Source organism: Sphingomonas faeni, assembly GCF_040407505.1.
Taxonomy (GTDB): Bacteria; Pseudomonadota; Alphaproteobacteria; order Sphingomonadales; family Sphingomonadaceae; genus Sphingomonas; species Sphingomonas faeni_E.
In genome coordinates, this window is the sequence record NZ_JAPZPQ010000003.1 from 463,964 (window position 1) to 478,625 (window position 14,662).

Below are 14,662 nucleotides of genomic sequence, written 5' to 3' on the forward strand. Positions count from 1 at the left end.
CGGCATCAGGGTTTGGCCTTCTGGTCGGTCAGGGATTGCGGCGCCAATGCCGGCAGGTCGGTCAACAACTCCTCGTTGTTGCTGCCGACCAGCGGCGCGAAGGGCACGGTGACGTCGCGCGAAATGCCGAACACCTCTTCACTGCTCCAGTCGAACACCTGCAGTGTCGGCTGGATCACGATGGTGTTGATGCACCCCGCGCCGGACCCGGCGAGACAGCCGTTGATACGGCTGTTGGGGAGCAGCACGGGATCGATGGCGATCACCGGATTGCCGAGCAGCGCGGCACTGGCGCCGTCGATGCCGTTGATCGTCCCGAACAGCGCGACGCTGGCCTGCCCAGGCGTGCCGAACGTGCTGATCCGCAGGGCCGGCGACACCGGTGCGCCCAGCGCCCCGCCGAGCTTCAACCCGGAGAACTCACCGGGAATGGCCGTGTTCTGGAACAGCGCATAATCGCCGAACCGCACCGTCAGCGACCGCGCCGACAGCGTGGTCGTCGAGCCCGGATCGTAGAAGCCGCCGCCCAGTTGCGGGTTGTACAAGGCCGAATTGCCGTTGCCGATCAGCGATTGTGCCTGCGCGATGCCGGCGGCGCCTGGTTGCAGCGTATCGATGAAGCCGGGTGCGAGGCCGATCGCGATCCGTGTGCCCCGCAGTTCGACATCCGATCCGTCGAACAGCAATCGCCCGCCGCCGTCTCGGGTCGCGACGACATGGATGGCGTTGGCGTTGCCCTCAGTCAGCCCGCCGCCGATCCGCACGGAACGGCCGCTGCCTTGGGTCGAGACCGCGCCGATCACGCGGATGTCGCCGGTGCCGAGCATCTCGACCGCCCGCCCGCTGCCGGTCCCCAGCGCCAGCGTGCCGACCTCCATCGCACCCGCACCCGCGTCGAACCGGAGCGTGTCGGCGGTCACCTGTCGCACCTCGGCATCGGAAAGGCGGAAGCCGTCCGCGCCGGTGCCATCGCCGATCCGCATCGTCGTGGTGGCCGGCGCACGATTTGCGAACGCCACCGTCTGCGCGCGTACCGGTCCGTTCAACGCGACATCGTTCGCGGTTACCGTAACGGCAGGGCCTGCGGACAGCGCGCCGATCGTCGCCAGCCCGGCGACATCGAGCGTCGCCGAACCGCCTGCGCTCCCGTTGCCGAGCGACAGATCGCGGCCGCTGGTCAGCGTCAGCGCATCGCCAGCCTTTGCGTTGGCCAGCGTGACACCGGCCGCGCTGGCGGTGATGCTCGCAGCTTCGACGGTGTCGGCAACGATCGCGCCGCCGGCCTTCAACGTCGCCGCGCCACCCGCACCGACATCGCGCAAGGTCAGCGCCGCCCGCGCGTCCACCAGCAATTGCCGCGCGGCCGACAGCCTGCCGCGAACGTCGATCGTCTCGCCCTTCAACGATGTCCCGCCAGTGCTGGTCACGTTCGCCGTCGTCAGCGCACCGCTGCTCGCCAGGTCGATATCGCCGCCGCGGACTTCGCCGAGCGCGATCGCACCGGCGTCAGTACGCAGTGTGAGGTTGCCGGATGCGCCGACCTTGCCGAAGGTCAGGTCGCCTCGCGCCAACGCCACCGACAGGTCGGACACCGCGACATCGTCGGCAGCGATGTTGGCATTATGCGAGAGTGTCGCTGCTATCGCGTTGCCGTCGAAGCTGCCGATTCTCGACGCCTCGATGTTGCCGAACTGCATCGTGCGGCCGGACCCGGCGCGAAGACCCAGCACCGCGCCGCCGCCGGGTCGCGCCTGGATCCGCGCGCCGGCAAAGGCGATCTGCCCTGCCGAATCGAGAACCAGCCGATCCGCACCCGCGCCATCCGAGTCGCTCGTCAGCGTCAGGCCGCTTACGCCGGTCACGTCGCCCGACGTTGAAGTGATGCGAACTTCGCCAGCGGCCTTCTGGACGATGCCGGTGTCGCCGAGTGTCACGCTGCCACCGGTCACCCGGTACGCCCCGCCCGAAGTCACCGCGCCCGATATCCGCGCCACGCCCGTTGCGCTCAAGATTGCATCGCTACCCGACGTCAGCCCGGTCAGTGCCAGATCGCCTCCGGTCGCCGCCACCGTCGCAGTACCGCCTGCCGCAATTTGGCTTAGAGCGATCGTCGCCCCCCGGATCCCAAGCGCCCCCGTCGCCGTCGCCGTCGCCGAAGTCCCGGTGATCGCGCCGGTCGACGTAGCGTCGATCGACCCGCCCGCGATGTCGGCAAAGCCAACGCTGCCGCCGTTGATCACTAGCGCCCCCGTGGCCGTGGCCTTGCCCAGGCTGGTCCGCCCGCTGGCACCGAGCGTGACGTCGCCGCCGGTAACCGGTCCCGTCACGGCTAGATCGCCGTTCGTCGCGGTCAGCGCGAGTGCTGCGCCGGCCCCGGCCCGATCGAGGGTCACCGTACCGCCGCGCACGCCGAGAGCTCCCGTGGCGGTAGCCGAGGTTCCGGTGATCGCACCGGAAGACATCACGCCGACCGAAGCCCCGGCGATATTGGCAAACGCTATGGTGCCGCCGGTGAGGGTCAGCGCGTCCTTGGCGGTGACGTCCGTCAGGCTGGTCCGCCCGCTCGCCCCGATCGTCACGGTGCCGCCGGTTGCAGGGCCGGTCAGCGTCAGGTCGCCGCCGGTCGCCGTCAGGCCGAGCGTCGTGCCGGCGCTGGCCTGACCGAGATTCACGGTGTTGCCGCGGATGGCTAGAGCGCCGGTCGCGGTTGCGGACTCGCCAGTGATCGCGCCTGCAGACGCAGCGTCGATCGATCCGCCCGCAATTTCGGAGAACCCGATGCTGCCGCCGGTTAGCGTCAGCGCGCCGCGCGCCGTGGTCTTGGCCAGGCTCGTCCGCCCGTTTGCGCCGAGCGTGACGTCGCCGCCAGTGACCGGCCCCGTCAGCGTCAAGTCGCCAATGCTGGCATTCAAGGCGAGCGTTGTGCCAGCGCTCGCCTGATCCAAGGTCACCGTACCGCCGCGAATGCCGATGGCGCCTGTCGCCGTCGCGGAGCCGCCAGTGATCGCACCCGCTGACGTTGCGTCGATCGACGCCCCCGCGATATCGGAGAACCCGATGCTGCCGCCGGTCAGCGTCAGCGCGCCCCGCGCCGTGGTCTTGGCCAGGCTCGTCCGCCCGCTAGCGCCAAGCGTGACGTCACCGCCAGTAACCGGCCCTGTCAACGTCAAATCGCCGCCGGTCGCCGTCAGACCGAGCGTCGTGCCGGCGCTCGCCTGATTCAGGGTCACCGCGCCACCGCGGATGGCGAGAGCACCCGCAGCTGTCGCCGAACCGCCAGTGATCGCACCCGCCGACGTCGCGTCGACCGAAGCCCCCGAAATATCCGAGAACCCGATGCTCCCACCGGTTATCGTCAGCGCGCCGCTGGCCGTTGTCTTGCCCAGGCTCGTCGCCCCGCTCGCACCGAGCGTGACGTCGCCGCCCGTAACTGGGCCCGTCAGCGTCAGATCGCCGCCCGTCGCAGTCAGGCCAAGTGTCGTGCCGGCGGTAGCCTGGTTCAGGGACACCGCGCCGCCGCGGATCGCGAGAGCGCCAGTCGCCGTCGCCGAACCGCCGGAGATCGCGCCGGCCGACGTCACGTCGATCGTCGCACCCGAAATATCGGAGAACGCGATACTGCCGCCGGTTAGGATCAGCGCGCCGCTGGCCGTGGTCTTGGCCAGACTCGTCCTACCGCTCGCGCCGAGCGTGACGTCTGCGCCAGTGACCGGGCCCGTCACCGTCAAATCGCCGCCGGTCGCAGTCAGGCCGAGCGTCGCGCCGGCACTTGCCTGATTCAGGGTCACGGCGCCGCCGCGGATGGCGAGAGCGCCAGTCGCCGTCGCCGAACCGCCGGAGATCGCGCCGGCCGACGTCGCGTCGATCGTCGCACCCGCAATATCGGAGAACGCGATGCCGCCGCCGGTCAGCGTCAAAGCGCCCTTGGACGTGACGCCGGTCAGCCGGGTCTGCCCGCTCGCGCCGAGCGTCACGGTGCCGCCGCTTGCCGGCCCGGTCAGGGTCAGGTCGCCGTTGGTCGCGCGCAGTTCCAGCGCCTCGTTGCCGGTGTCTACCCGCCCCGCGCTGATCGATGTTGCGACGACGGTCAGCTTGCCGCCGACCACGTCGCCCAGCCGTGCCGCGGTGCCGATCGTCAGGGAGAAGGCCTTGCCCGGTCCCGCACCAAGCGAGACTCCGCCGCTCCCGTCAAAGCCCGCCAGTTCGCCGTTGGGCGCCGCGATGGTGAGATCGCCGCTGCGGCTTCTGATCTGGGATGCACGAATATCCCGCGTCGCCGAGACGACGACCGCATTCTCCGCGACGAGACCGTTCGCCAGCAGGATATCGGCACCCGGACCAGTGGTCGTGAGCGATGCCGTGCCACCCGAGACGAGGCCTGTCGCGAACAGCCGCCCCCCCGAAGTGATCGTCAGATTGCCACGCGAATCGACGCTACCGAGATCGACTGTCCCCGCGGTCGCTTCGATCGTCGCCGGCCCGCCGATCAGCATGTCTCCCGCGACCAGATCGCCGGTGCTTGCGACCGCGGTCAGCGATGCGCCATCGATCCGGCTCGCGTTCACTGTCGTACCGCGAAGGGCAACGATGCCGTCCGCATCGACCGCACCGACCGCGAGCGCGTCGCCCGCCGTCAGCGTCGCATCGCCGCGCGTGACGATATCGCCTCCGTTCAGCGTGCCACCCGACGTCGCCGTAAGCGAAGATGCCTCGACGCCGTCGAAGCGCACGGTGCTACCGCTCAGCGACACGCCGGTCCCCGCGCTGATCGCTCCGACACTCAGCGCACCGGCCGCTTGCAAGGTGGTCGCGCCGCCGACCGTGATAGTGCCGCCGGTCAGCGTTCCAGCGTTCGCCGTCGCGTTGAGCGACGCGGCTTGAACTGTGCCGAACGCGACCGTGTCGCCGGCCAGTGTCACGTCGCCACCCGCATCGATCGCACCCGTGGTGACGCCACCCGCCGCGCTCAGCGCGAGCGATTGGGTCACCGTCAGATTGCCCGTCCGGATGCTTCCCGCACCGGTTGCAGTGAAGACCGTCGCGCCGACGTCGCCGACCGTGATGTTCCCGCCATCGGTCGTAAGTGACACCGCCGACGTCCCGTTGCCCCCGCGTAGCGAGGTGGCGGGATCGAAGGTAATGCCACCGCCGGTTGCGGTCAGGCTCAGTGCCTCGCCACCCAGGTTGTCGCTGTCGGCGACGATCGCTGTTCCGGCGTTGCCGGTGATCGCGCCTGCGCTGCTCGTCGCGGTATAGCTGCCCGTGGCGCCCTGCGCGCCGCCGAGCGTCACCGAACGCCCCGACACCGCGACGTTGCCGCGGGCCTGCAGCCCTCCGAGCAGCGCCGTCTCGCCCTGTGCGCCGACGGTGACGCCAGCACTGGTGATCGCCCCGCCGACCCGCACGTCGCCGGTCGCGGTAAGGTTGACAGCGCCCGTCGCCGCGAGCGCGTTGCGGATCGTGACGGCACCACCGGTGGCGGTGGCGGTCACCGCCGCACCGTCGATCCGCCCGACCTGCACGTTGCCGCCGCTCGCGGTCAGCCCGACGGCACCGCCGCGTACCGTATCGATCGCGATCTGCGTCCCGCTCGCGCTGGCACCGAGCCGACCCGCGAGCGTCCCCAGCGTCACGGTGCCACCGCTGGTCAGTGTGGCCTGCCCGTCACGGCTTTCCACCGTCCCCAGTTGCAACGCAGTACCGCTAACGAGCGTCACGTCGCCACTGGCGGACAGGTCGTTCTGCACGGTCAAACTGCCATTGGCGGCGCGCAGGCTGATGCCTTGCCCCGCCCCCGTGACCGAAAGTCGATCGACGCTGAGATTGCCGCCCGTGCTCTCGGCTGTGAAGCCGTCGACCAAATCGAGCGCGCCGAACGTCAGCGAGCCGCCCGCAACGATTGCCCCGCCTGGCAAAGTGGCATCGGCGTTGGCTACACCCAGCGCACTCAAGGACCGCGCGGTGACGTTGCCCAGGCTGAGCGGCGCGTCGGCGGTGGCGTTGAAGACCCCGACACGCAGCGCCTGATCGGTACCGGCGGTGATCGAACTGCCCGGCGCCAGCACGATGCCGTCGGCACCGGTCGCCTGCAGACGGATGAAATCGCTGGTCCGCGTACTCGTCGAGGCAAGCGCGACCGCGCCGGTGCCGACGATGCCACCACTCGATGCGAGCAGGTCGATCGATCCGCCACTCCGGAGGTTGCCCCCGGCAAATCCCAGCGATGCGCCGCGCAGCGTCAGTCCGCCCCCTGCTCGAACGTCACCGCCGAACGTCAGCGCACCGACGCCGTCGACGGTGATGCCGTCGCGCGCAGTCAGGCGACCGGTGATGACCGCATCGCTTCCGGTCAAAATGAGGCCCTGCCCTGCATCGACCGCGCTCGTAATCAGCAGGCCCGACGTTGCGGTAAGCGTCACCGCACCCGCACTGGCGCTCAGCGCACCGGTGGAGATCGACGCACCCGTGGCGGTAAGGCTGTTGACGGTCGAGACGTCACCGAGGCGCACTGCGCCGGCGGTGGTGAGCCCGGTCAGACCGCGGGCCTCGACTCGCCCAAGCAAGATCGGGTTCGCCGCGTCGGTCAACTGGATCCGGACATCCGACTGGCGCGCGGTTCCGGCGATGAGACTCGAATCGGCCGAGAACGTGATCCCGGTCGGTGCCGAGGCGGTCAGCGCCAGCGTCAGCGGATCGTTTCCGGAACCGTTCGCGTCGGAGCGTAGCGTCAGCCCCTCGATGCCGGTGATGCCGCCCGCGCCGGCCGTGATCGTGACCGCGCCGGCCGCACGCTGTACCACCGTGCCGGCGCCACCGAGCGTCACCGCACTGCCCGAGACCTGGTAGTTGCGGCCTGCGTCGACCGCGCCCGCGATCGTGACCGTACCGCTACTGCTGCCGATCTGGACATCGCGCGCCGCGGTGAGACCTTGCAGCGTCACCGCACCCTCGCGTGCCACGACCAAGTCCGCAAAACTGCTCCCGCTGGCCGTGATCGTGCCATCGACCAGCGTCGTGCCGGCGCCCGTCAGGTCCAGCGAGCCACCACGCGCGGTGATCGCACGGGTCGTGATCGCCCCATTGGAGGCGATGCTGACGCCGCGATCGGACGCAAGCGTCCCCGCTCCAAGGCCCCTGACATTGAGCGCCAGGGCATCGCGCACGTCGACGTTGCCGAGCGTCAGCGCACCGATGGTCGTCAGCCCGTTACGGATCGCGCCGGTACCGATCGCCTGACGCAGGCCGCGCGCAGTGACGTTGCCCAGCGCCACCTGATTGATCGCATCGCGCTGCCGAATGTCGACATAGCCTCCGCGATCGCTGCCGCCCACCAGGCTGGTGGTGACGTCGAACAGGATGTCACCCGCCGCCGTGCCCACGGTCGACAGTGACAAACCCGCGCTACCGCCGGACCGTAGCGACAGAGCCGGAGCGCCGGTGATGTTGCCGTTGGTCGATACGAGACTGACGTCCCGACCCGCGCGCTGGATCGCCGGCGGTCCGCCGCCCAGCGCGATATCCTGCGCCGCAAGCGTATAGTCACGATCGGCGGTGACACCGTTTCTCACCAACAGCGCGCCGCCAGCCGACAGCACGACGTCGCGACCGCTGGTCAGCGCATTTGTAAAGCTTGCCGCACCGCTGGCGCCGGCAATGATGTCGCCGCCATCGTCGGCCTCGGTCGACAATACACCAGTCGTCAGAACGCTGGCGATGCCGCCGGTCGCAGCCGCTGCGCCGGTCACGGCGACCCCGGCAACCGCGGTGCCGGGCTTGCCTGCGGACAATATGATGCCGCGTCGGCCGTTCGACGCAGTCGTCACACCGGCATCGACCTGCAGCAGCGCGTCGGTCACGGTCCCCTGCGACGCCAGCGCGAACAGCGCGTCGCGTCCGCTGACGGTACCGCGGACATACTGACTTTGCTTCGGTACTGCAGTGCCGCGATTGAGCGTCACCGACAACGGGCTGTTCGCCGCATAGTTGAGCGTGACATCGGTCGCCGTCACGAACGCGACGTCCTGGCCCTTGGCCTGGAACACGCCATCGGCGTCGATCTGGGGCGCAACCATGATCAAACCGCGGTTGCCGCCCTCGACCGTGATCTGGGCGCCCTTCACCGTGATCGCAGAGGTGCTGCCCCCCGCGTTGACACCCGTACTCAGCCGGTAATTGCCGCTACCGTTCAGGAAGTCGGTCGTGTTGACGTCCAGCGTCGACAGCACCAGCGATCCGGTCGTGATGTTTGCGCCAGGACCGACCATGATGCCGTTGGAATTGAAGACCCAGACGGCCACGCCGGGACTGCTGTCGAGTTTGCCGAGCAGTTGCGACATGTTCCCCGAGATGTCGCGGTTGAGAACCGCAACGTTGCTCGACGCCGTGCCGTTTTCGAAGTTCGCCGTCCGGTTCTCGGGGATATTGAACCCCTTCCAGTTGATCACCGTATTGTTGGCGCGCAGTTCGACGTTCAGATTGCCGTTCGGGCTCGTGATCCGGGGATCGCTGCCGAAGAGGTTCGTCTGCACGGAATCCACGCTCGCCCGCGTCGGCAATACCGGCGGCGCCGGCACGGTCTGCGCGACCGCAGGCAAGGCCGCGATGCCGCCGAGCGCGCTCGTGACGATCAGGAGCAGCCGACGGCGGCGAACGGGCGACGCGACTTGGGTCATCGTAAACATCCTATCGAGCGCCATCACGGAACTGCACGGTCAACGAAACGAGCACACGCTCGGGTGGTCGTTCCTTGTCGAGCCTCAGCGCACGGTCGAGCGGCTTGGCATAGCCGACGTCGAGCACCAGGCGGTTCGGGAAGGACACACGCACGCCGCCCCCCACGCTGTCGAAATTCCGGGCCCCCTCGATCCGCGCGCGATCAAGGTTGGTTAGATAAAGGTGGTCGTAAAAGCCGTATAATTGCGTGCCGAGCCCGGTGATCAGCGGCAGATCGGCACGCGCCTCGACATGCCCGCCCAGCGCCCGGTCACCGCTGTTCGAACCGGGATCATAGCCACGCCCGATGGTCAGGCTGCCGAGCGCGAACTCTTCGTAGTTCAGCAGTGGATCGTTCGCCCATTGCATCTGGCCGATCGCCGCGATGCTGAAGATCGGCCCGAGCGAGAGCGTCGTGTCGATCACGCCGCGCACCACGAGCGCGCGGGAATTGCCCTCCAGCCGCGAGGTCAGCTCGCCGCTCGCGAAACCGGTCTGGCTTGCGTCGAACAGGCCCAGCCCCTTGCGTACTTCGAGCGACGACGAGACCGAGAGCCAGGGCCGCCCGTTGGCGTTGACGAACTGCTGATCGGCATCGATGCCCGCGAACAGCACGCGCAGCTTGTCGCGAGTCAGCGTTACCGCGTCGTCGCCACCCCCGACGCGCGAAATCTGGTCGACGAAATCGAATCCCAGCCGCACCCGCGCATTGCCGCGAACCGATCGGAACAGCGGCCGCGCCAGGTCGAGACCCGCGATCAGCGTGTTGGTCCTGAGGTCGAGCGCGCCGAGGTCGGGACGCGACCATGCATAGGTCGCGCGGCCACCCAGCGTCGTGCCGCCATCGTCGAGTTGCAGAATGTGGCCGCCCTGGACGATCACCTGTTCCTGGAAGTCGGTTGTCGTCGACGCACCCAGATACGTGATGTCGCCAAGCCCGGTCAGGCCGTAGATCTCGCCGCGGCCGTACACCGTCTCGCGGCCCAGCAATGACGAGTTGTAGTTCTGCGCGTTGGCGAACAGCGCGAAGTGTCGAGAGCTGACGGTCAGGTCGCCGATCACCGTCCCGGCCTCGCCGTTCGACGGCCGCAGCGACAGCGCCACGTCGAGCCCCGGTACGTCGCCAGCGAGCAGCAATATCCGCTCCGCCTCGCGCTCGTTCAGCGGGTCCAGCGCCTGGATCGCCGCGATCCGGCGTCGCAGGAACGGTTCGTACCGCCCCGCATCGCCGCGCACCCGGACATCGACGATCCGTGCGGTGATGACCTGCAACCGCAGCACGCCACCGGTGATCTCCTGCGCGGGGATCTGGACCGACGCGACCCAGCCGCCACGCCGCAGCGCTTCGTTGGCGGCGTCGCGGACGGTGCAGACTGCCGTGATCGACTGCTCGCCAGTCGGCGTTGTTAGGCCAGCAAGGGCGTTCGCGATCTGCGGCTGAAGCGGCGATCCATCAGGACGCGTGAATTCGACACGGTCGAGCGTCAGCCGCAGCGCAGACGCTTCGAACGGGCAGTTCGTCTCCGCGAGGGCGCCACGTGCATCGACCCGCGCCGTCGACTCCGAACGCGGCTGTGGGGCCGGTGGCGTCACTTCCTGCCGCGACGGCAATGCGACCTGCGCGTTCGCGGGCATTGCCGTAAACCCCGCGATCATCCCCGCCAGTGTTCCCAGCCGTACGCTATTCACTCGTAACAAAACTCATCCCCCGTCATGGCCGCTCCCCTGCGGCCCGGTCGTATGGCTGGCCGCGGTCGCGGCGCCCTTCGTCGTATCGTCAGTCGTCGAGGTAGAGTTCGGTCAGCCGCCAGCCCGTCTTGCCGCGCGCGAAAACCATGTCCCCGAACCGATACGTTCCGGCCGGTTGCTGGCCATCAGGCTTCGCGACCGGCGTCGCCTTCAGGATATCGCGGTGGATACGGCCCGCCGCATCGACGCCGTCCGGCAGCGTCAGGACCTTCGCGACCGCCGCTGGGACCCGCGCGGAAGGCAGCTTGACCGCCGGCGAGTCGTCCAGATTGCTGCGCTGAAGGACCACAGGCGCGCTCATCGCCCGCAACGCGGCGGCGTCGCCAGCCAGCGCGGCACGACGGAATCTCGACCAGAATTGATCCAGGGTTTCCGCGCTTGCGGCGCGCGGTGAAGAGGCGGTCGTGCTGGACTGGCCGGACGCATCGTTTCGCACGATATCTTCCGCGGGCGCGGACGCGGCTCCGCACCCCGCCAACAACAGCGTGAACGCAACGAACATGCGATTTCCCCTCATCGACCGTTCGGCCAGCGCATTGCCATGACTTTGTACTGGCTCAACGGATAACTCGATTCACGTACGCGGTTGCCTTGATTGCCACCCAGCAGCGTGATGTGCGTCGCGGTCTGGCTGATGAAGAACGCGACATGGTTTCCCGACGACGAACCGGTGCGGCTATCGACGCCCTTCGGGGTGCGGTGCAGGTGCACGATGCAGCCATAGCGCGGCGTTTCCAGACCGCGACCCCATGTGCCGAAGTCCTTGGCGCGCGCGCTGTTGTTGCCCTGGATACCCGCCTGTTTCAGGCACCAGTTCACGAACGAGGCGCACCACGCCACCTCGTCCTCCTTCGCCGCCAGACCGGTGGCGGCGTGATATTCGATGATCCGGCGGTTATGCTGGCCGCCCTTGATTTCCGATACGCCCTTTTCGGCAATCGCGATCCGCATCCACGGAGCGCCGATGTCGGTACCGGCAGGCTGCTCCAACGGCGCGATCCGACGCGGCGGCGGGGCGGCGCGCAGAGCGGCAGCCGGTTTCGGCGCGGGTTGAGCGGCCTGAGCCGGCTTGGCCGCACCGGCGTTCAGACGTCGTATCGAGGGGATCGGGACATTGCGGGTCGGCTGGACCGAAGCGGCTACGGGGGCTGCGACCGGGTCAACAATCGGCGCGACCGTCCTGCCGGCGCCGAGCGACGTCCATGTGTCGCGGCCTACGACACCGTCGACCGCGAGACTTTGCCGGGCCTGATACTCGCGGACCGCCTGGTCTGTACGCAGTCCGAAAACGCCGTCGAGATCCAGCGCTGGCCGGGCCTTGCCCGTCGTATTCAACAAATGTTGCAACGTCTGGACCTGCTGGCCCCGGCATCCACGATCGATTTCCGTCAGGCGCACTGCAATGCTCCTTAATGAGATGAAACTCGTAACCGGCCCGTGTAATTCATGCAATCATAAGTATAAGCGTAACATCTTATCAATGGCGTAGCCGCTAGCTTTGATTTTTGGTCATCGCAAAGTTAATCATATCGAAAGCTGTTCGAATTCCTCCGACGGCGCATCGCGAACCGCTTTCGTGGTAAACGCGTAGCTGAACTGCCCGGCGGTCACGTCGACCGCGATGGTCGTGACGTCGTCGCCGCGCATCCGCCGTTCGAGCAACTCCACCGACATCTCGGGCAGCATCGTGTTGGTGAGGATCGCATCGATCATGCGTCCTCCAGAGGCGATCTCGGTGCACCGCTCGACGATGTGATCGACCACCGCCGGCGCGATCGTTACCGCGATGCCGTGGTTGTCGACGATCCGCCGCTCGATCCGCGCGAGCTGCAGGCGAACGATTCCGGCGAGCACCGTCTTGCTCAGCGGATAATAGGGCAGCACCTGCAACCGGCCGAGCAAAGCGGGCGGGAACACCTTGAGCAGTTCGGGACGGATCGCACTCGCCAGCCCCTCGGGCTCGGGCGCCATTTCCTCGTCCTCGCTGAGCGACGTGATCAGGTCGGTGCCGACATTGGACGTCAGCAGGATCACCGTATTGCGGAAATCGATGTGGCGCCCTTCGGCGTCGTTCATGAACCCCTTGTCGAACACCTGGAAGAACATCTCGTGGACGTCGGGATGCGCCTTCTCGACTTCGTCGAGCAGCACGACGCTGTACGGCCGCCGCCGCACCGCCTCGGTCAGCACACCGCCCTGGCCATAACCGACATAGCCGGCCGGCGCGCCCTTCAGCGTCGAGACGGTGTGCGCCTCCTGAAACTCGCTCATATTGATCACGATCATGGATTCGTCGCCCGAATACATCAGCTCCGCCAGCGCGTGCGCGGTCTCGGTCTTGCCGACACCCGACGGACCGCAGAGCATGAACACGCCGACCGGCTTGCCGGGATTGTCGAGCTTCGCGCGGCTCGTCTGGATACGCTTGGCGATCGCCGCCATCGCATGATCCTGCCCGATCACGCGCGCCTTCAGCGCATCGCCGATCGCGAGCACGCTGGCGATCTCGTCCTTCACCATCCGCCCGACCGGGATACCCGTCCAGTCGCCGACCACCGCGGCGACGGCGTCGGCATCGACCACGCCGAACACCATCGGCGCATCGCCCGCATGTTCGCTCGCCGTCGTGAGAGCCGCGTCCAGCGCCGCACCGTCCCCGCTGTCGCGTGCCGCGCGCACGGCATCGAGCGCATCCTTCTCCCGCGCCCATCGCGCCTCGACCGCCTCAACCGCAGCGCGAGCGGCTGCGATCGCCTCGTCCAGCGCCGGCAGGGCATCATCGTGACGATAGCGCCCTTCGGTTTCCCGCATGACGATGCCGCGCTCGACCTCGAGCAGTTCCAGGCGCCGCCGCTGGTCCTCGACCGGCGCGGGCGTCGCGTTCTGCGATACCGCAACGCGCGCCGCGGCGGTGTCGATCAGGCTGACGGCCTTGTCGGGCAGCTGCCGCGCCGGGACATAGCGCTGCGACAGCGTCACCGCCGCCGCGACCGCATCGTCGAGGATCACGACATCGTGATGCGCTTCCATCGCCGGCACCACCGACCGCAGCATCGCGATCGCGACCGGTGCCTCCGGCTCGGCAACGTCGACTGTCTGGAACCGGCGGGTGAGCGCCGGATCCTTCTCGAAATACTGGCGATATTCGGCGTAGGTCGTCGCCGCGATCGTGCGCAGCCGCCCCCGCGCGAGCGCCGGCTTCAACAGGTTTGCGGCATCGCCCGTTCCGGCCTGCCCGCCCGCGCCGATCAGCGTATGCGCCTCGTCGATGAACAGGATCACCGGCGTCGACGCACCCTCGACCTCGTCGATCACCTGGCGCAAGCGCTTCTCGAACTCGCCCTTCACGCCCGCGCCCGCCTGCATCAGCGTGACGTCGAGCGCGCGGACGACGACATTGCGCAACGCCGGCGGCACGTCGCCATCGACGATCCGCTTGGCGAACCCCTCGACCACCGCGGTCTTGCCGACCCCCGCCTCGCCCACCAGGATCGGGTTGTTCTGGCGACGGCGCAGCAGCACATCGACCAGCTGCCGGATTTCAGCGTCGCGCCCGACGATCGAGTCGATCTCACCAGACCGTGCCCGCGCGGTAAGATCGACCGAATACCGCTCCAGCGCCTCGCCGGACGAGGGCGGCACGGTTCCGGCGGCCTGTAGCGGCTCGACCGAATCAACCCCGGCGTCGCTGGAGACACCGACGATCGCGGCAAACTCGGTGCCGAGTCGTTCGACCTGGATCTTGCGCCATTCGGCGCTGGTCGCGAACAGCGCGTTGCGCAACGTCGGCGTGCGCAACATCCCGTACAGCAGGTGGCCGGTCCGTACCTTGGCCGCACCGAACTGGAGCGAGGCGTAGAGCCACCCCTTCTCGATCGCCTCCTCGACCTGCGGCGCGAAGTCGGAGATCGCCGAGGCACCGCGTGGCAACAGGTCGAGCGTACCGACCACGTCGCGCGCCAGTCGCGCCTCGTCGAGCCCGAAGCTCTGCCGGATCGCCGCGATGTCGCCCTGCGGATCCTGCAAGAGCAAATGGATCCAGTGAACCAGCTCGACATAGGGATTGCCGCGCATCCGGGCGAACCCGGTCGCGGACTCGATCGACGTCAACGCGGCGGCGTCGAGCCGCCCGAACAATGATGCACGGCTGATTTCGGTCATAGGGCCCCTGTTTCTGCACGGTGTGCTGGCATAATCATGA

5 protein-coding genes are annotated in these 14,662 nt (G+C 68.2%); all 5 read right to left on the reverse strand.

Annotation, left to right across the window (positions count from 1 at the left end; all coding sequences use genetic code 11):
* Window positions 1-5: 5 nt before the first annotated feature.
* The 5 genes from O6X71_RS13000 to tssH all read right to left on the reverse strand — a co-directional run bounded on the left by O6X71_RS13000 (window position 6) and on the right by tssH (window position 14,622).
* A complete protein-coding gene (locus O6X71_RS13000; RefSeq protein WP_353466210.1) occupies window positions 6-8,672 on the reverse strand; it encodes a filamentous hemagglutinin N-terminal domain-containing protein in 8,667 nt (2,888 codons plus the stop codon).
* Window positions 8,673-8,682: 10 nt separating this feature from the next.
* Window positions 8,683-10,401: a ShlB/FhaC/HecB family hemolysin secretion/activation protein gene (locus tag O6X71_RS13005; RefSeq protein WP_353466211.1), complete on the reverse strand. Its 1,719-nt coding sequence runs from the start codon at window positions 10,399-10,401 to the stop codon at window positions 8,683-8,685.
* An 88-nt stretch (window positions 10,402-10,489) separates the two neighbouring features.
* Window positions 10,490-10,963 (reverse strand): hypothetical protein, encoded by a 474-nt coding sequence (locus O6X71_RS13010; protein ID WP_353466212.1) that lies wholly within the window; start codon window positions 10,961-10,963, stop codon window positions 10,490-10,492.
* Window positions 10,964-10,974: 11 nt separating this feature from the next.
* On the reverse strand, window positions 10,975-11,859 hold the full coding sequence (locus O6X71_RS13015; protein WP_353466213.1) for a TIGR02594 family protein: 885 nt from the start codon (window positions 11,857-11,859) through the stop codon (window positions 10,975-10,977).
* A gap of 126 nt (window positions 11,860-11,985) precedes the next feature.
* On the reverse strand, window positions 11,986-14,622 hold the full coding sequence (gene tssH, locus O6X71_RS13020; protein ID WP_353466214.1) for a type VI secretion system ATPase TssH: 2,637 nt from the start codon (window positions 14,620-14,622) through the stop codon (window positions 11,986-11,988).
* Between the last annotated feature and the right edge of the window lie 40 nt (window positions 14,623-14,662).

Coding starts and splice junctions, on each gene's coding strand:
- O6X71_RS13000 (WP_353466210.1), bottom strand. CDS start 8,672: ATGACCCAAGTCGCGTCGCCCGTTCGCCGCCGTCGGCTGCTCCTGATC.
- tssH (WP_353466214.1), bottom strand. CDS start 14,622: ATGACCGAAATCAGCCGTGCATCATTGTTCGGGCGGCTCGACGCCGCC.
- O6X71_RS13010 (WP_353466212.1), bottom strand. CDS start 10,963: ATGTTCGTTGCGTTCACGCTGTTGTTGGCGGGGTGCGGAGCCGCGTCC.